General features: G+C 60.6%; 15 protein-coding genes. 7 read left to right on the top strand and 8 right to left on the bottom strand.

The genetic code is table 11. The annotated features are described in order from the left end of the window. Window positions 1–35: 35 nt before the first annotated feature. Entirely contained in the window at window positions 36–692 is a 657-nt protein-coding gene (locus tag FY152_07035; GenBank protein ID UXS31852.1) for an invasion associated locus B family protein, read from the bottom strand. 326 nt (window positions 693–1,018) lie between these two features. Between FY152_07035 and FY152_07040 the strand changes: the two genes are divergently transcribed. The 3 genes from FY152_07040 to FY152_07050 are packed head-to-tail and all read left to right on the top strand — an operon-like array spanning window position 1,019 to window position 4,568. Next, window positions 1,019–2,866, top strand: coding sequence for an ABC transporter substrate-binding protein (locus tag FY152_07040; GenBank protein UXS31853.1), 1,848 nt, complete (start codon window positions 1,019–1,021; stop codon window positions 2,864–2,866). 38 nt (window positions 2,867–2,904) lie between these two features. Then, window positions 2,905–3,573 (top strand): DsbA family protein, encoded by a 669-nt coding sequence (locus tag FY152_07045; GenBank protein UXS31854.1) that lies wholly within the window; start codon window positions 2,905–2,907, stop codon window positions 3,571–3,573. Between the two features lie 53 nt (window positions 3,574–3,626). After that, window positions 3,627–4,568, top strand: a complete 942-nt coding sequence (locus FY152_07050) for a DMT family transporter (GenBank protein UXS31855.1) — start codon at window positions 3,627–3,629, stop codon at window positions 4,566–4,568. A gap of 48 nt (window positions 4,569–4,616) precedes the next feature. Here FY152_07050 and FY152_07055 read toward each other — a convergent pair whose 3' ends face one another. The 3 genes from FY152_07055 to FY152_07065 all read right to left on the bottom strand — a co-directional run bounded on the left by FY152_07055 (window position 4,617) and on the right by FY152_07065 (window position 9,160). Next, a complete protein-coding gene (locus FY152_07055) occupies window positions 4,617–4,955 on the bottom strand; it encodes a hypothetical protein (GenBank protein UXS31856.1) in 339 nt (112 codons plus the stop codon). 391 nt (window positions 4,956–5,346) lie between these two features. After that, complete coding sequence (gene mfd, locus FY152_07060) at window positions 5,347–8,844, bottom strand: transcription-repair coupling factor (GenBank protein ID UXS31857.1); 3,498 nt, start codon at window positions 8,842–8,844, stop codon at window positions 5,347–5,349. A gap of 4 nt (window positions 8,845–8,848) precedes the next feature. After that, the gene (locus FY152_07065) at window positions 8,849–9,160 is read right to left on the bottom strand and encodes a succinate dehydrogenase assembly factor 2 (protein ID UXS31858.1); all 312 of its coding nucleotides are present in this window, start codon (window positions 9,158–9,160) and stop codon (window positions 8,849–8,851) included. Window positions 9,161–9,349: 189 nt separating this feature from the next. Here FY152_07065 and recG point away from each other — a divergent pair, with 189 nt between their 5' ends. Genes recG through FY152_07085 form a run of 4 tightly spaced genes read left to right on the top strand, consistent with a single transcriptional unit; the run spans window position 9,350 to window position 12,432 of the window. Beyond that, window positions 9,350–11,455 carry an ATP-dependent DNA helicase RecG gene (gene recG, locus FY152_07070; protein UXS31859.1) on the top strand — a complete coding sequence of 702 codons (2,106 nt, stop codon included), beginning with the start codon at window positions 9,350–9,352 and terminating at the stop codon, window positions 11,453–11,455. Window positions 11,456–11,467: 12 nt separating this feature from the next. Further along, on the top strand, window positions 11,468–11,740 hold the full coding sequence (locus FY152_07075; protein UXS31860.1) for a hypothetical protein: 273 nt from the start codon (window positions 11,468–11,470) through the stop codon (window positions 11,738–11,740). Window positions 11,741–11,794: 54 nt separating this feature from the next. Further along, on the top strand, window positions 11,795–12,052 hold the full coding sequence (locus tag FY152_07080; GenBank protein UXS31861.1) for a type II toxin-antitoxin system prevent-host-death family antitoxin: 258 nt from the start codon (window positions 11,795–11,797) through the stop codon (window positions 12,050–12,052). Further along, complete coding sequence (locus tag FY152_07085) at window positions 12,049–12,432, top strand: type II toxin-antitoxin system VapC family toxin (GenBank protein ID UXS31862.1); 384 nt, start codon at window positions 12,049–12,051, stop codon at window positions 12,430–12,432. Before FY152_07080 ends, FY152_07085 begins: the two co-directional genes overlap by 4 nt. Window positions 12,433–12,435: 3 nt before the next feature. Here the strand turns inward: FY152_07085 and FY152_07090 are convergent, their stop codons facing one another. From FY152_07090 to glmU, 4 genes are all read right to left on the bottom strand, one after another. Then, window positions 12,436–13,104 carry a DUF502 domain-containing protein gene (locus FY152_07090; GenBank protein UXS31863.1) on the bottom strand — a complete coding sequence of 223 codons (669 nt, stop codon included), beginning with the start codon at window positions 13,102–13,104 and terminating at the stop codon, window positions 12,436–12,438. 13 nt (window positions 13,105–13,117) lie between these two features. After that, window positions 13,118–13,621: an N-acetyltransferase gene (locus FY152_07095; protein ID UXS31864.1), complete on the bottom strand. Its 504-nt coding sequence runs from the start codon at window positions 13,619–13,621 to the stop codon at window positions 13,118–13,120. Beyond that, window positions 13,618–15,444 (bottom strand): glutamine--fructose-6-phosphate transaminase (isomerizing), encoded by a 1,827-nt coding sequence (gene glmS, locus FY152_07100; GenBank protein UXS31865.1) that lies wholly within the window; start codon window positions 15,442–15,444, stop codon window positions 13,618–13,620. The genes FY152_07095 and glmS overlap by 4 nt, the downstream gene beginning before the upstream one ends. A gap of 203 nt (window positions 15,445–15,647) precedes the next feature. Continuing rightward, complete coding sequence (glmU, locus tag FY152_07105; protein UXS31866.1) at window positions 15,648–17,009, bottom strand: bifunctional UDP-N-acetylglucosamine diphosphorylase/glucosamine-1-phosphate N-acetyltransferase GlmU; 1,362 nt, start codon at window positions 17,007–17,009, stop codon at window positions 15,648–15,650. Between the last annotated feature and the right edge of the window lie 144 nt (window positions 17,010–17,153).

A 17,153-nucleotide genomic window follows, 5' to 3' on the forward strand; every position in this document is an offset into this window, starting at 1 on the left:
GACCGGTTTTCCTGTTTTTGGAGCTTACGCTGCAATCAGGGCTTCGGCGCGCCCTTGGCGGCGTCCTGTGCGGCTTCCAGCTTCTTGCGGGCTTCTTCAGCCTTCTTCTGCATGCCTTCCTGCAGGCTGCGCTGGCTTTCGGCAAGCTGCGACTGGCTGATCGGTGCGCCGTCATAAGCGCCCGTGAAGCCGGAAAGTGCAATCTTGATGGGGTTCGGCGCGCGGCGGAAGTTGATGGAGGTGAAGACCACCTCGCTACCCTTCTTGAGCGACGCGATCATGGCGTCCGTCAGCGGAACTTCGGCCGTGCACTTGTCGGGAAGGCAAACGGCGTAATCGAGCTTCTGGCCCTTGCCGCCGTCGATCTGCATCATCACGCCCGGAGGAATGAGACGCGCGGTCGGAACGGAAACCTGCAGCAGCTTGCGGTTGACCTTGCCTTCAACGGTGATGAGGCCGACGGCGGTGATCATCTGGCCGTTCTGGGCAAGAACCACGTTCTGCACGACGCAGACATCGTTGTCTTCCTGCTTGGAGCAGGTCTTGAACCAGCCAAGCGGAGGAGCGCCTGCGCCCTGAGCGGCGGGAGCAGCATCCTGCGCCTGCGAGATGGCCGGAGCGGACATTGCGCCGAGAGAGAGGACCAGAGCGGACAGAGCCGTCCGGGTGAATGTGTTTGCCTTTTGCATCATAAGAGTTCCGTCTCCTGAATGTCTGCCAGAACAGAACCGCTAAGGTCCTGCTCGCCGATGGCGGTATCCTTCTGCCCGTTCAACTGTCGTTTAAATGAGGCAAATGCGTGACCCGTCTCTTCCGGCCACCCTGTTACATGCCGATCGCGGCGATATCCAGCACTTCTTTAACTTTTTCTTGAGCTGGGCCAAGATTTCCCGCCCGCGCATGGGTCCGGCCATGGGCCTGTGCTACATATTTGCCAGAATCATAACGAAAAAACCAATCATGACGATAAACCGATCATCATGACAAATCGGACGGACAGTTGAGACAGGATAATAAGATGCGCGACCTTGCGGCCCTCATCCCCGCATTGTTTCTTTTGGGTTCATCCCTGCTTCCCGCCGGGAACGCCCAGGCGCAGCCGCTTCACGGCATTTCCATGCACGGTACGCCTGCCCTGCCGGCAGACTTCCGGAACTTCCCCTACGTCAATCCGGACGTGAAGAAAGGCGGCCGTATCTCCTATGGCGTCGTCGGCACCTTCGATAGCCTCAACCCCTTCGTTCTCAAGGGAATGCGCACCACGGCGCGCGGCGTCTGGGACCCGGAATTCGGCAACCTGCTTTACGAACCGCTGATGCAGCGCTCCAGCGACGAACCCTTCAGCCTTTACGGCCTGCTGGCTGAAACGGCGGAGTGGGACGAAGAGCGCAGCTTCATCCAGTTCAACATCAATCCGAAGGCGAAATGGTCGGATGGCGAGCCGGTAACGCCTGACGATGTAATTTTCACCTTCAATCTCCTGAAGGAAAAAGGCCGCCCACCCTTCAACAGCCGTCTCGACGGCGTGGCAAAGCTGGAGAAGATCGGCGACCACGGCGTCCGCTTCACCTTCAATGAGAAGGCAAACCGCGAAACGCCGCTCATTCTCGCCTCCTCCACCCCGATTTTGCCGAAACACGCGATCGATCCGGAAAAATTCGAGCAGGCGGGCCTCGGCCCGGTCGTGGGCTCGGGTCCATACCGAATCAAGACGCTGCGTCCGGGCGAACGAATCACCTGGGAGAGGAACCCGGACTATTGGGGCAAGGATATTCCGAGCAAGGTCGGCTTCGAGAATTACGACGAGATCAGCGTCACCTATTTCCTTCAGGTCACCACCATGTTCGAGGCCTTCAAGAAGGGCGATATCGACATTTACCCCGAAGGCGACGCCATCAACGGCACTTCCGACACTTCGCATTGGGGGCAGGCTTACAATTTCCCGGCCGTGCATCGCGGCGATATCGTCAAGGATGTTTTCCAGCCGCGCCTGCCATCAGGCATGTTTGGCCTGGTGTTCAACACCCGCCGCGCCGTCTTTGCCGATGAAAAGGTGCGCGAAGGCCTTTCCTACGCGCTCGATTTCGAGTGGATGAACCGAAATATCCTCGGCGGCGCCTTCAAGCGCACGCAGAGCTACTGGCAAAATTCCCCGCTCGGCGCCTATGGCAATGCCGCCGATGCACGCGAGCTTGCGCTGCTGGGCGATGCGGCGAAAACCATGCCGCCGGAGCTTTTGGCGGGAACCTATGCCATGCCCACCACCGATGGCACCGGTGCGGACCGCAAGGTGCTGAAACTGGCCGTCGATAAGCTGAAAGAGGCCGGATACAGCATCAAGAACGGAAAAATGTCCGACGCCAATGGCCGCCAGCTCGCCTTCGAGATCATGACGCAGAACCCGGCGCAGGAGCGCATTGCGCTCGCCTATCAGCGCTCGCTCAATCTGATCGGCGTCGCCATGGGCATTCGTTCGGTCGATGACGGCCAATACCAGGCTCGCTCGAACAGTTTCGATTATGACATGATCATCCGCTCGCTGCCCTCCTCGCTCTCGCCGGGGGCGGAACAGCTCAATCGCTGGAGTTCGCTATCACGCGACGCGCAGGGCAGCTTCAACTATGCGGGGGCCGCCAGTCCCGATATAGACCGGATGATCGAGGCCCTGCTGCAGGCCCGTTCGACGGAGAATTTCCAGGCGGCGGTGCGTGGTTATGACCGTCTGCTGGTCGCCGGCCACTACGTCATTCCGCTCTATTACATCGGCGCCCAATGGATCGCGCGCTGGAAATATATCGACCGCCCGGATATGACCCCGATATCAGGCAATCAGAAACAGACCTGGTGGGACGCGCGGGCGCAATAGCCGCCCCCCGACCGGTCCAAGCAACGGAAGATAAAACCATGGAACGCATCGTTATCGACGTCGTATCGGATATGGTCTGCCCCTGGTGTTATCTTGGCAAGGCAAGGCTCGATCTTGCCATTGCCGAGGTGCAGGACGAAATCAGCGTCGACGTGAACTGGCGTCCCTACCGCCTCAATCCGGATTATCCGCCTGAGGGCGTCGACCAGAAGGCCGCGCTTGAGGAAAAGCTCGGCAAGGAGCGTCTGGAGCAGGCGCATATCACGCTAGTGCAACTCGGCAAGGAAGTCGGCATCCACTATGATTTCGATGCGATCAAGATCGGGCCGAACACACTCGATGCGCACCGCCTGTCGTTGTGGGCCCATTCCGAAGGCCGCGACGTTCAGGAGAAAGTCGTTACCGCTCTGTTCAAGGCGAATTTCGAGGAAGGCCGCAATATCGGCGATCACGCCGTGCTGACCGATATAGCCGAAAAGGCTGGCATGGATGCGAAGGTAGTGGCACGGCTTCTCGCCTCGGAGGCGGACAAGGATACGGTCGTTGCCGAAATTGATGCGGCGCAGCAAATGGGCGTCGCCGGCGTGCCTTTCTTCATTCTGGACCAGAAATACGCCATCAGCGGCGCACAAACGCCTGACGTCTTGATTGCTGCACTGCGGGATATTGCAAAAATCAAAGCGGACGAGCATAAGTCGATGAACTGACGGTCAAACACCTTCGGTTTTTCAGCAACTCGATTCTCCGCCGGTGTTTTCCCGTGTCCGACCAGACCCTGAAAGGCATTCTGCTTGCCTTTGCCGCCTTCGCTGCCTACGCATGGAGCGATGCAAGCGTTAAACTCATAGAAGGCCAGATTTCGCCGATCGAATCGGCCTTCTTCGGCGCCCTTTTCGGCTTTGCCGCCCTGCCCTTCATCCGCAAGCGCAACGATCGCTGGATGGATATCGTCAAGACGACGAACCGCCCGCTCTGGCTCATCCGCTTTTTCGCCTCCGGCATCGGCGCGGTCGGCAGTGTTACCGCCTTTACCCATCTTTCCATGGCGGAAGCCTTTGCGCTGATCTTCCTGCTCCCTTCCTTCGTCACCATCATGTCGGTGGTGTTCCTGAAGGAACAGGTGGGTATCAAGCGCTGGTCTGCGGTCATCATCGGCTTTGTCGGCGTTCTCATCATTCTGCGGCCGGGTTTCCGCGAGCTGGGCATCGGCCATCTCGGCGCGATCCTCGGTGGTTTGAGCGGGGCGTTGTCCATCGTGATCTTCCGCGCCATGGGGCCATCCGAAAAGAATCTGTCACTCTATGGCGCGGGCGTGCTGGGCTGTCTGGCGATCAGCGGCCTCGCCATGATCCCCACCTTCGTGCCGCCAAACGGCGAGCAATGGCTGCTTCTGGCGGGTTATGGCCTTTTTGCTGCCGTCGGCAACGTGCTGGTCATGTATGCCGCCCGTTATGCGCCCGCCGCCATGATCGGCCCGACGCAATATAGCCAGATGCTCTGGGCCATCTTCTTCGGTTACCTGATCTTCGGCGACCATATCGACAGCTGGATGCTGGTCGGCATCGCCCTCATTGTCGGCTCCGGACTGCTGACCCTCATTCGCGAGAAGCAGAGAAAAGTGCCGATGCCGGCCTCGATCGCCGCGACGGACCAGAATGTCGCCGTCGGGATCACACCGGAAGTTGCGCCGCGAAGCATTTAGAATCGGGGCGCATTCTTTCGTCTTTTATTTTCGGTTTTCAGCGAAGGGTCAGTAGCACACGCGCGCGCGGTACATATCGCCCCAGCTGTTCTCCCGCCAGACGACGTGGCAGCGCGGATAGGCCGGCTGATAGATCACCGGAGGGCCATAAACGGGCGGGCCGTAAAAAGGCTCGGCATAATAGGGGCCGCCATAGGAATGCCGCGCCCCGGCGATGATAGCGCCGCCGATAATCGCTCCGGCGATACCTGCGGCAATGCCGCCGCCGCCATGCCCATGTCCAAAGTGGTTGCGTGCTTCCGCCTGGTTGGTGGTGGCAATTGTGGTGCCCGCAATTGTCAAAGCAACCAGACCTGCGGAGGCGAACCTGTTCATCCTGGTCCACATTGTCTTGCTCCTTCGTCTTCCCGCTCGCGCATCATATTGGGCGCAGTGCAGGAGATGGGAACAAGACTACGCCCGCCGAAGCTACCGGCGCATGTCCGTTTCATTACATACCGGTAATGTTTGCAGAGCCTTGGGGTGTCGGCTTTGGGAAGTGTCCATTGACAGCGGACCGACGCGCGTGGGGCTTACCCCCCTCTGCCCTGCCGGGCATCTCCCCCTCAAGGGGGGAGATCGGCAAGAGGTGCTACCATCGCTCCACGCGCAAGCTTCGAGATGAGCGAGACCTAGCCGCAGATCGATCTCCCCCCTTGAGGGGGAGATGCCCGGCAGGGCAGAGGGGGGTAAGCCCCACGCTCATCGGTCCGCTATGGATCGGCAACCTCCCGAAGTTTTAGGACCGCGCCAGCTCCGCCAGCTGTGTCATGATCATCGCCGCCCCCGCCAGCCGCTTCTCCGGCGTCGGCAGGTCGCGGGTCAGGAACAGGCTGTGATCGGGGCGGATCTTCGCCATCGTGCCCTGCTTGCCGATATAGGCGACAAGCGCTGCGGGGTTGGGGAATTCCTTGTTACGGAACTGCACGACCACGCCCTTCGGCCCGGCATCCACCTTCTCGACATTGGCGGTGCGGCAAAGCGACTTGATGTAGACGATCTTGAGGAGATGTTGCACCTCTTTCGGCAGCGGGCCGAAACGGTCGATCATTTCCGCGCCGAAACCATCGATCTCGCCGATATCGGCAAGCTCGCCGAGACGGCGGTAAAGGCCCATGCGCAGATGCAGGTCGGGAACGTAATCTTCCGGGATCATCACGGAGGTGCCGACCGATATCTGCGGCGACCAGCCGCTGTCGCGTACCTCTTCGTCGCCCTTCACCTCGGCAACCGCCTCTTCCAGCATCTGCTGGTAAAGCTCGAAGCCGACTTCCTTGATATGGCCGGACTGTTCCTCGCCAAGCAGATTGCCCGCGCCGCGAATATCGAGATCGTGGCTCGCCAGCTGGAAACCGGCGCCCAGCGTATCGAGCGATTGCAGCACCTTTAGCCGCCGTTCCGCCATCGTCGTCAACACCTTGTTGACCGGCAGGGTGAAGAGCGCGAAGGCGCGCACCTTGGAACGGCCGACACGGCCGCGCAGCTGGTAAAGCTGGGCAAGGCCGAACATGTCGGCCCGATGCACGATCAGCGTATTGGCGGTCGGCACATCGAGGCCGGATTCAACGATGGTGGTCGACAACAACACATCATATTTGCCGTCATAAAAGGCGTTCATGATGTCTTCCAGTTCGCCGGCCGGCATCTGCCCATGCGCCACCGCCACCTTCAGTTCCGGCACATCCGATTGCAGGAACGCGTGAATGTCGGCAAGATCGGCAAGACGGGGGCAGACGTAAAAACTCTGGCCGCCGCGATAATGCTCGCGCATCAGAGTCTCGCGGATGACGAGCGGATCGAAGGGCGAGATGAAGGTGCGCACCGCCATGCGGTCCACCGGCGGCGTGGTGATGAGCGACAGTTCCCGCACGCCCGTCATGGCAAGCTGCAAGGTGCGCGGAATAGGCGTCGCGGAGAGCGTCAGCACATGCACGTCGCTCTTCAGCTCCTTCAGGCGCTCCTTGTGCTTCACCCCGAAATGCTGCTCTTCATCGATGATCAGCAGGCCAAGATTGGCGAAGCTGATGCCCGCGCCGAGCAGCGCATGGGTACCGACGACGATATCCGTCTTGCCATCAGCCACTTCCTTTTTCGTCAGCGTCAGCTCCTTGGAACCGACCAGCCGCGAAGCCTGCTGCACCCGGATAGGCAGGCCCCGGAAACGTTCCGAGAAGGTGCGGAAATGCTGGCGGGAAAGCAGCGTGGTCGGCACCACCACAGCCACCTGCACGCCGTTCATGGCGGCAAGGAACGCGGCGCGCAGCGCCACTTCGGTCTTGCCGAAACCGACATCGCCGCAGATGAGCCGATCCATCGGTCGTCCGGCACCGAGATCCTCGCGCACCGCCTCGATGGCGTTCAGCTGGTCCTCGGTCTCGTCATAGGGGAAACGGGCGGCAAATTCGTCGTAAAGCCCATCCGGCGCAACCAAGGCCGGCGCATGGCGCACCAGACGCGCGGCCGCGATGCGGATGAGCTCATCGGCCATGTCGAGCAGGCGCTTCTTGAGCTTGGCCTTGCGCATCTGCCATGCGCCGCCGCCCAGCTTGTCCAGCTGCGCTTCCGCCGCATCGGAGCCGTAACGGGACAGAAGATCGATGTTTTCAACCGGCAGGAACAGCTTGGCGTCATCGGCATAGTGCAGTTCCAGGCAGGCGCGCGGCGCGCCCGCCGCCTCGATGGTCCGCAGGCCAACGAAGCGGCCGATGCCGTGTTCGGCATGGACGACCAGCGAGCCCTCATCGAGCCCCGCCACTTCCGAGATGAAATCCGCGCCGCGCTTGCGGCGCTTGGAGCGGCGCACCATGCGGTCGCCGAGAATATCCTGCTCGCCGATAACGGCCAGCAGTCCGGTTTCGAAACCGGCTTCGAGGCTCAGAACCGTTGCGGCCGCCTCACCCTTACCGAGCTTTTCCACCTCTTTCAGCGAGGTAACCGGCTTGATCTTCTCAAGCCCGTGCTCGTTCAGCACCTGCAACAATCGGTCGAGCGAACCTTCCGACCAGCCGGTTATCAGCACCTTCCAGCCCTTGGCGCGGCGCTCGGCAATGTGCTTCACCGCCAGATCGAAGACGTTGACCCGTTCTTCGCTCTCGCCCTCGGTTGGCGGACGCGCCCAGCGCGGCCCGACATGGGCGTCCAGCGTCGCGACCGGGCGGCCTTCGCTGTCCTGCTCGTTGAAAGGTGTCAGCCGAACCGCGTTAACGGCGGCGAGCGCGGCATCAAAACTCTTGCCGTCGAGATAAAGCTGGCCGGGCGAAACCGGCTTGTAGGGCGCACCCTGCGTCGAGCCCTTGGTTTCGCCGGAACTGCGGCGCGCATCGTAATAATCGAGCACCAGCTTGGAGCGCTCTTTCGCCGCCTCCCGCGCCGTATGGTCGGTAACGATGCGGAAATCCTTCAGATAATCGAAGGCGGTCTCCAGCTGCTCGTAAAACAGTGGCAGCCAATGCTCCATGCCGGAATAACGGCGACCTTCGGAGACGGCCTGATAAAGCGCGTCGTCGCGGGTCGCCGCGCCGAATAGAGACAGGTAATTCTTGCGGAAACGGCTGATCGTATCCGGCGTCAGCGTCACTTCGCTCATCGGGTTCAGATCGAGCGAGCGCGCCTGACCGATGGTGCGCTGGCTGGCCGGATCGAAGGTGCGGATGCTCTCCAGCGTATCGCCGAAGAAATCGAGCCGCACCGGCTCTTCCGTGCCCGGCACGAAGACATCGAGAATACCGCCGCGCACGGCGAATTCACCCACTTCGCGCACCGTCGCCACCCGGTCGAAACCGTTGCGTTCCAGCCGCGCGGCAATCTCCTCCATGCGGATCTGGTTGCCGGGCCTGGCCGAAAAGCCGAGGCTTTCGATAATGTCGCGCGGCGCCATCTTCTGCAGCATGGCGTTGACGGTGACCAGCACGATGGCCGGATGCGGTTTCTTCGCATGGGCGATGAGACCGGAGAGCGCCGCCAGCCGGCGCGCCGAAGCGTCGGCGCTCGGTGACACGCGGTCATAGGGCAGGCAGTCCCAGGCCGGCAGCGTCATCACCGGAATGTCAGGTGCGACGAAACCGAGGATCTGTTCGAGATCGGCGACCCGCTGGCCATCCGACATCACATAGGCGACCGACGTGCCGGCCCGCGCCATATCGGCAAGCAAAAGGGCTTCCATGCCGGAAGGCACGTTTCCGATGGTCAGCGGCGTATCGGCCGACGACACCAGCTTTGCATCGAATCCGGCTATCATATTCTCAGGCTTTCAGGGTGTCAGTGGTGACGAGATCGAAATCGGGGCGGTAGGAGGCGATCTTCTCGAACAGCGGGGTCTGGAATTTTTCCGGTATGGCAAGGGCGCCCGTCACCATCTTGACGAGGTCGTTATCCTCTTCCGCCATGATGATCTCAAGCTCGTCGAGCTCGTCATCGGAAAGCCCGGCAATATTGTCTTCCGCGAATTGCCCGAGCACCAGATCCATCTCGCGAATGCCCCGGTGCCAGCAGCGGTAAAGAATCCGCCGGCGTCTCGGATCGAGGTCGGCACTCGTGCGCACCAGTCCAGTCATCGCATTCACCTTTCGGTTGGCTATTCAACAGGATGTTGACTGCGACCTCCTATAGAACAGGAGGCGAACGCTTGGGAACCGGTTTTTATCGAAATAATGCCGCAGCAGTGAAAATCTGCCGGTGATAACCCGCCTTTGTGGCCAGCGAAGTCTTGCATAAGCCGTCCCCTTCCCCGATTTTGCTGACCCATGCGCCCGGCCATTCTCGATCCGCTGTTTGCCTCCGTCTCCACCCTTGCCGGTGTGGGGCCGAAGCTTGCCGATCTTCTGGCCAAGCTTTTGAGCCGGGAAAGCGCCGACGACACGCGCGTGATCGATCTTCTGTTCCACGCGCCATCCAACGTCATAGACCGCCGCAACCGCCCCGGCATTGCGCTGGCCAGCCCCGGCGCCATTGTCACCATTCAGGGACGTGTCGACCGCCACCAGCCGCCGCCGCCGGGAAACCGCAACGCGCCCTATCGCGTCTTCCTGCATGACGAGACCGGCGAACTGGCGCTGACCTTCTTCCGCGCCAAGGGCGACTGGCTGTCCAAGGCCCTGCCCGTTGATGAAGAGGTTCTCGTCAGCGGCAAGGTGGACTGGTTCAACGGCCGCGCTTCCATGGTGCATCCGGATTTCATGGTGAAGCTATCAGAGGCGGAAAACCTGCCTTTGGTGGAAGCCGTTTATCCCATGACCGCCGGGCTGTCTGCCAAGGTGCTACGCAAGGCAATCGAAGGCGGGCTGTCGAAACTGCCGGTCTTTCCGGAATGGATCGACGAGACGCTCAAGACCCGGCAGGGTTTCGGCGATGTTGCCTCGAGCTTCCGCGAATTGCACGACCCGCGCGACAGCGCCGATATCGAACCGCAGGCCCCGTCGCGCAGGCGGCTTGCCTATGACGAATTCCTTGCCGGGCAGCTGTCACTGGCGCTGGTGCGCCAGCGGCTGCGCAAGGTAGCGGGCCAGCCGATCCGCGCCAAGGGTGATGTCGCCGCAAAAATCCTGTCGCAACTGCCCTTCTCGCTGACGGCAAGCCAGAGCGCCGCCGTGAAAGATATCCTCACCGATATGGCCGGCGAAGACCGCATGTTGCGGCTGCTGCAGGGCGATGTCGGTGCGGGCAAGACGCTGGTGGCGCTGATGGCCATGGCAACGGCGGTGGAGGCCGGCGGACAGGCGGTGCTGATGGCCCCGACCGAAATCCTCGCCCGCCAGCACTACGCCACCATCTCGAAGCTCGCCAATGCAGCGGGCATCACCGTCGAAGTGCTGACCGGCCGCACCAAGGGCAAGGAGCGCCGCGAGATCGAGGAGCGCGTCGCTTCCGGCGAAGCGCAGATCGTCATCGGCACCCATGCGCTGTTTCAGGACAGCGTGAGTTACAGGAACCTCGTGCTGGCCGTGGTCGACGAGCAGCATCGCTTCGGTGTGCACCAGCGCCTGCGCCTCACCGCCAAGGGCATCACGCCGCATATGCTGGTCATGACCGCCACACCCATTCCGCGCACACTGGTTCTGGCCGCCTTCGGCGACATGGATGTTTCCAAGCTCACCGAAAAGCCCGCCGGCCGCAAACCCATCCAGACCGTGACGATCCCTACCGAACGGATCGGCGACATTGTCGAGCGACTGCGCGCGGCACTGAAGGAAGGCAAGAAGGCCTACTGGATTTGCCCGCTGGTGGAGGAAACTGAAGAATCCGACCTGATGTCGGCGGAGGAGCGCCACGCGGTTCTCTCGCAGATGCTCGGCGCCAATATCGGCCTTATCCACGGACGCATGAGCGGCCCGGAGAAGGACGCCGCCATGCTGGCCTTCAAGAACGGTGAAACCCGGCTGCTGGTGGCGACGACCGTGGTGGAAGTGGGCGTCGACGTGCCGGATGCGACGATCATGGTCATTGAACACGCCGAACGTTTCGGCCTTGCCCAGCTTCACCAGTTGCGCGGCCGTGTGGGCCGCGGCGACGAGGCCTCCACCTGCATCCTGCTCTATAAAGGCCCGCTCAGCGAAAACGGTCGTGCCCGGCTCTCCATCCTGCGCGACAGTGAGGATGGCTTCCTGATTGCCGAGGAGGATTTGAAGCTGCGCGGCGAGGGTGAACTGCTCGGCACCCGCCAGTCCGGCACGCCGGGCTTCCGCATCGCCAGCCTCGAAGCCCATGCCGATCTTCTGGAAATCGCCCGCAAAGACGCGGCTTACGTCATCGAACGCGACCCCGAATTGACAGGCCCGCGCGGCAATGCGCTGCGCACCCTGCTCTATCTGCACCGCCGCGACGAAGCGATCCGCTTCCTGCACGCCGGCTGAAAGTGAACGCCCATGAACATGATCGACCCGCGCCGCCCGCCACCCGCCTTCCGCAAAGGTTATGCACTGTGCTCGCCGCAGAATATCCTGCAACCCGAGACATTTGCGAAGAGCGCGAAAAAGGCAATCGGCAAGGCCTTCAAGAAGCCCGGCCGCAAGAAGGCGTGGAGCGAGGCGCTGGAAGAAGGCTGGAGCGTGAGGCTGGTCTATATGCGGCTTTTCGTTCCCGTATTCCACGCCACGAGCACCGGCACGGAAGTGGATGATCTGGATGACGAGGATTGATATGGTCCATTGAATGGACTAATATAATGCTAACTTTAACGCCCGAGGTTAGCCGTGCAGATATCCGTGACGGATGCAAAAAGTCAGCTTACCGAACTGGTGCGCCGCGCCGAAGCCGGTGATGAGGTCATTCTCACCCGTCATGGCCACGCCGCCGTGCGGCTGGTTCCGGTCACTGCCGTGGCGGATAAAACCTCCCGCAAGGCCGCGCTCGCAAAAGTGCGCGCGACTGTCGCCAACAAAGCCAATGATGGTCCGGATGCCGCGCATAGTCAGGATTTTCTCTATGACGAGCATGGCCTTCCGAAATGATCGTTATCGATACGTCAGCTCTGATGGCGATCCTGCTCGATGAACCCAAAGCGGATGCCTGCGCCGCAGCGCTCGAAACGGATGAGCCTCTGCTCATTTCCGCCGGTACGCTTGCGGAAGCCATGATCGTGGCGCAGCGGCGCGACCGCAGCCAGGAACTGGAGATGCTGATCGAAGGTCTGAGCGTCGAAATCAGACCTGTTACCCCCAAATCGGCACATGGCGTTTCCGAAGCTTACCGCATCTGGGGCAAGGGCATTCATCCTGCCGGACTGAATTTCGGCGACTGTTTTGCCTACGAGCTGGCGAAAACCGAGGGGTGCCCCTTGCTTTATGTCGGCAACGACTTTTCGCAGACGGACATCCTCGGCGTTCTCTAACCGTCAAACCGGCGCAATCATCTTCGGGGGCGTGAAATCCGGGGCCACCAGACCACCGGATATCAAGAGCTTTGCCGCATCTTCCGGCGTCATATCCAGCATCACGATCTTGTCTTTCGGCACGAACAGCAGAAAACCGGCTGTCGGCACCGGTGTCGGCGGCAGGAAGACGGCGACCATCTGCTGGCCCATTTCATTGAAACGATGGGCAAGCTCACCTTTAGCCTCGGAGGCAACGAACACCATCGCCCAGGTGCCCGATGACGGAAACTCGATCAGGCCGACCTTCTTGAATGAGTTCGAATGCTCCTTCAGGACGGATTCGAACAGCTGCTTGATGCTCTTGTAGATCGGCCGCACCAGCGGCATGCGGTTGAGGATGGATTCGCCGACACCGAAAATCCATTTGCCGATGAGGTTATTACCGAGAAAGCCGATGAGGGTGATGCCGACGACGGCGATCAGCAGGCCGAAACCGGGAATAGCCACATCGAAATATTGTTCGGGATCGTAACGGGCGGGAATATAGGGCTTCACCCAGCTATCCGCCCATTGCAGGAAACTCCACACCAGCCACATGGTGATGGTGACGGGCGCAAGGATCAGAACGCCCGTGAGGAAACTATTGCGCAGCCGGGCTGCGAATGAAATTTTTACTGGAATATCGGTCATTTACCGTTCGGAATTAAGCGTTGACGCTATCGAAACCCGGATGAAAACCGACAATGCCGGATGGAGTTCCACCATGCAAGCGCAGGGCCAACAAATATTTGTCAGGAATGCCTTTGCTGTGCAGGCCGTCGAAACGCTCAAATCCAAATCGGCCGTAATAGGCAGGACTGCCCGCCAGAATGCATCCGGCCGCTTCGAGCCGATCCAGCATTGAAAGCCCCTCATGCACGAGGCGCGATCCAATGCCCTGACCTTGCCTCTCCGGAGAGACCGAAATCGGGCCGAGAGCAAACCAGCGACCTTCCGAATCCGAGACGGTGACCGGCGAAAAAGCGATGTGACCGACGATCTGCCCGCCATCCTCCGCCACCAGAGAAACGGTGAGCGCATCCGCATTGCGCAGCCTGCCGACGATCAGGTGTTCGCTCTGGTCGCTAAACGGCATATCCTGGAACGCCGCTTCCGTCAGCGCTCCGATCGCCTCTTCATCGCCCTGCCGCTCCGGCCTGATGATCATTCAACGGTCACCGATTTCGCCAGATTGCGCGGCTGGTCCACATCCGTGCCCATGAAGACGGCGGTGTGATAGGCGAGCAGCTGGATCGGCAGCGAAAACACCATCGGCGCAATGAGTTCGTCAACTGTCGGCAGCGTGATCGTCGCCATTGTATCGAGCTTGGAAGCCGCAGCTCCCTTCTCATCGGTGATGAAGATGATGCGGCCGCCGCGGGCGGCGACCTCCTGCATGTTCGAAACGGTCTTTTCGAAGAAGCGGTCATGCGGTGCGATGACGATAACAGGCATGTTCTCGTCGATCAGCGCAATCGGGCCATGCTTCAACTCGCCAGCGGCATAACCCTCGGCATGGATATAGGAGATTTCCTTGAGCTTCAGCGCGCCTTCCAGCGCCAGCGGGAAGCTGGTGCCACGGCCGAGATAAAGCACATCCTTGAAACGTGACAGATCGCGCGACAGGCCCTCGATCTGCGGCTGGATGATGTTCAGCACCTTGCTCATGATGCGCGGCATCTCGATCAGATGCTGCACCAGTTCCTTTTCCTGGCCGGGTTTCAGCGTACCGCGCGCCTTGCCGGCGGCGATCGCCAGCGAAGCAAGAACAGCCAGCTGGCAGGTGAACGCCTTGGTGGAAGCGACGCCGATTTCAGGGCCGGCAAGAATTGGGAAGATGGCGTCGGATTCGCGAGCAATGGTCGATTCCCGAACATTGACGATAGCGCCGATCTTGAGATCGTTTTCCTTGCAATAACGCAGCGACGCCAGCGTATCGGCCGTCTCGCCGGATTGCGAAATGAAAAGCGCCGCCTGAGACGGCTGAAGCGGCATTTCGCGGTAACGGAATTCCGAGGCGACATCGATTTCCACCGGCAGACGGGCATAACGCTCGAACCAGTATTTGCCGATCAGGCCGGACAGATAGGCCGTGCCGCAGGCGGAAATGGCAAGGCCGGAAAGCTTGGCGAAGTCGATGGCCGTGTCGGCCTGCTTCACGGTCTTGGAGGCGAAATCCACATAATGGCTGAGCGCATGGGAAATGACTTCCGGCTGCTCGTAGATTTCCTTTTCCATGAAGTGGCGATGGTTGCCCTTGTCGACCACATAGGCCGTCGCCTGCGAAATCTGCCGCTCGCGCTTGACCGGTTTGCCGGAGAAATCGATGATTTCCGCACCCCGACGGGTCACGATGGCGCAATCGCCATCCACCAGATAGGTGATCTCATTGGTAAAGGGCGACAGCGCGATGGCATCGGACCCGAGGAACATTTCCCCCCGACCGTAACCGACGGCAAGCGGCGGGCCGGAACGCGCCGAAAGCAGCGTGCCGGGATCGTCCTTGAACATGACGACCAGCGCATAGGCGCCCGTCACGCGGTTCAGCATCTTCAGCATCGCCTCGCGATGGCCGAGACCCTCGCGGGTATATTTCGCCAGAAGCTGCGCCACCACTTCGGTATCGGTCTGAGTGGTGAAGGTTGCGCCGCCGGCGGTCAGTTCCTCACGCAGCTCGGAGAAGTTTTCGATGATGCCATTATGAACGACGGCCACGCCGTCGACGAAATGCGGATGGGCATTGGTTTCGTTCGGAACGCCATGGGTTGCCCAGCGGGTGTGAGCGATGCCGACCACGCCCGGCAGCGGCTCTTCCGAAAGCCTTTTCTCCAGATTGAACAGCTTTCCTTCCGCCCGGCGGCGGTCCATCGCGCCATTGTCGATGGTGGCGACACCAGCCGAATCGTAACCGCGATATTCGAGACGCTTCAGCGCATCGACAAGCCGTTCAGCAACGGGCTGGGTTCCGACAATTCCGACAATTCCGCACATATATTTCTCCAGACGGCGATCTCTTCGCCGAAACTTCCAGAGTATTTTCGCATTTCACTGAAATGCAAAAATACTCCACCTTTTTGTTCTGACGCATTTCCGGACGTAAACCGCTGCACACTTTTACTGGAAATGCTTTAACCGTTTCCCTGAAATCGGCAATTACGCCGCCGGTCACTTTCGGTATCGCTCGGTAACGTCTTTCAAGAGGACTTTTTCTTCGCTTCCTTCAGCGCTTTTGCCCGCTCGCGCACAACGGTCGCCCGGCCCGGCTTCATCTCCTGCCGCGCGCGCCCGAAGGCTAGCGCATCATCAGGCACGTCATCGGTAATCACGCTGCCGGAGGCGATATAGGCTCCCTCTCCAATGGTGACAGGAGCGACCAGCGACGAGTTCGAACCGATGAAGCTATTGGCACCGATCCGCGTTTCTGCCTTGTTGTAGCCGTCGTAATTGCAGGTGATGGTGCCCGCACCGATATTGCTGCCCGCGCCGATGAAGGCATCGCCGATATAGGTCAGATGGTTGACCTTGGCGCCCGCGCCGATCTCCGCTTTCTTCACTTCGCAGAAATTGCCGACCTTGGCATTGGCGTGCAGATTGGCGCCCGGGCGCAATCGCGCATAGGGACCGACTGTCGCACCCTCGGCGACATAAGCCCCTTCCAGATGTGAAAACGCATGGATGACGGCACCCGGCTCGATGGTGACGCCGGGACCGATGACGACATTCGGTTCGATCAAAACGTCCTGACCGATCTTCGTGTCATAGGAGAGAAACACGGTCTCCGGCGCAATCATCGAAACACCGTCCACCATCAATTCGTGGCGGCGACGTTCCTGCCAGAGCTTCTCGATAAAGGCCAGTTCGGCGCGGTTGTTGCAGCCGACCAGTTCCGTTTCGGGCGCATCGATGGCGACGGCGCGGCGGCCGAGGGAACGGGCGATTTCGACCACGTCGGTCAGATAATATTCGCCCTTCACATTGCTGTTGCCGATCCGGTCGAGTAGGTCCAGCGCGTTGCGACCGTTGATGGCCATCAGGCCGCTATTGCACCAGGTAACCTTACGCTCCGCATCGGTCGCGTCCTTCTCCTCGCGGATAGCGACAAGTTCGCCATCCTTGACCAGAAGCCGGCCGTAGCCGGTCGGGCGATCGGTATGGAAACCGATGACGGCGACATCGGCGCCGGCAGCAATCGCCTCACGCGCCCGGTCGAGCGTTGCAGACGTGATGAGCGGCACATCGCCATAGGCAACAATGAGATCGTCGAAACCACGTTCGATGGCCTGGCGGGCGGCAAGAACCGCATGGCCTGTGCCCTTGCGTTCCGTCTGCAGGAAAGCTTCGACCTGAAGGCCCTTCATGCTTGCGGCTGCGGCGACATTGTCAGCATCGCGCCCGACCACCAGCGCCACCGCGCCGACACCCGCTCCAGCCACCGCCTCCACCACATGCCCGATCATCGGGCGTCCCGCGACCGGATGAAGCACCTTGGATTTCGACGACTTCATGCGCGTGCTGTCGCCCGCTGCGAGAATAACGGCTAGAGAGCTGCGCTCCATAAGACCTCCAACACCCTGTCACCGGCCACAGGACGGCCGCAACAGTGGCAATGTTTGACTTGACGCCGACCGGTTTAACGGACGGGCGCATCGGTGATTTCTTTCCGGCACTGCTATAACGGCGCCCCACTTAAGAAACCATGC

The organism is Agrobacterium tumefaciens (genome assembly GCA_025560025.1).
Lineage (GTDB): Bacteria > Pseudomonadota > Alphaproteobacteria > Rhizobiales > Rhizobiaceae > Agrobacterium.

Bases quoted from the DNA above. Each gene is read 5' to 3' on its own strand.
- FY152_07090 (UXS31863.1), bottom strand. From the start codon at position 13,104: ATGACCGATATTCCAGTAAAAATTTCATTCGCAGCCCGGCTGCGCAAT.
- FY152_07095 (UXS31864.1), bottom strand. From the start codon at position 13,621: ATGATCATCAGGCCGGAGCGGCAGGGCGATGAAGAGGCGATCGGAGCG.
- mfd (UXS31857.1), bottom strand. From the start codon at position 8,844: ATGATAGCCGGATTCGATGCAAAGCTGGTGTCGTCGGCCGATACGCCG.
- FY152_07040 (UXS31853.1), top strand. From the start codon at position 1,019: ATGCGCGACCTTGCGGCCCTCATCCCCGCATTGTTTCTTTTGGGTTCA.
- glmS (UXS31865.1), bottom strand. From the start codon at position 15,444: ATGTGCGGAATTGTCGGAATTGTCGGAACCCAGCCCGTTGCTGAACGG.
- FY152_07035 (UXS31852.1), bottom strand. From the start codon at position 692: ATGATGCAAAAGGCAAACACATTCACCCGGACGGCTCTGTCCGCTCTG.
- FY152_07045 (UXS31854.1), top strand. From the start codon at position 2,905: ATGGAACGCATCGTTATCGACGTCGTATCGGATATGGTCTGCCCCTGG.
- recG (UXS31859.1), top strand. From the start codon at position 9,350: ATGCGCCCGGCCATTCTCGATCCGCTGTTTGCCTCCGTCTCCACCCTT.
- FY152_07085 (UXS31862.1), top strand. From the start codon at position 12,049: ATGATCGTTATCGATACGTCAGCTCTGATGGCGATCCTGCTCGATGAA.
- FY152_07065 (UXS31858.1), bottom strand. From the start codon at position 9,160: ATGACTGGACTGGTGCGCACGAGTGCCGACCTCGATCCGAGACGCCGG.
- glmU (UXS31866.1), bottom strand. From the start codon at position 17,009: ATGGAGCGCAGCTCTCTAGCCGTTATTCTCGCAGCGGGCGACAGCACG.
- FY152_07075 (UXS31860.1), top strand. From the start codon at position 11,468: ATGAACATGATCGACCCGCGCCGCCCGCCACCCGCCTTCCGCAAAGGT.
- FY152_07055 (UXS31856.1), bottom strand. From the start codon at position 4,955: ATGTGGACCAGGATGAACAGGTTCGCCTCCGCAGGTCTGGTTGCTTTG.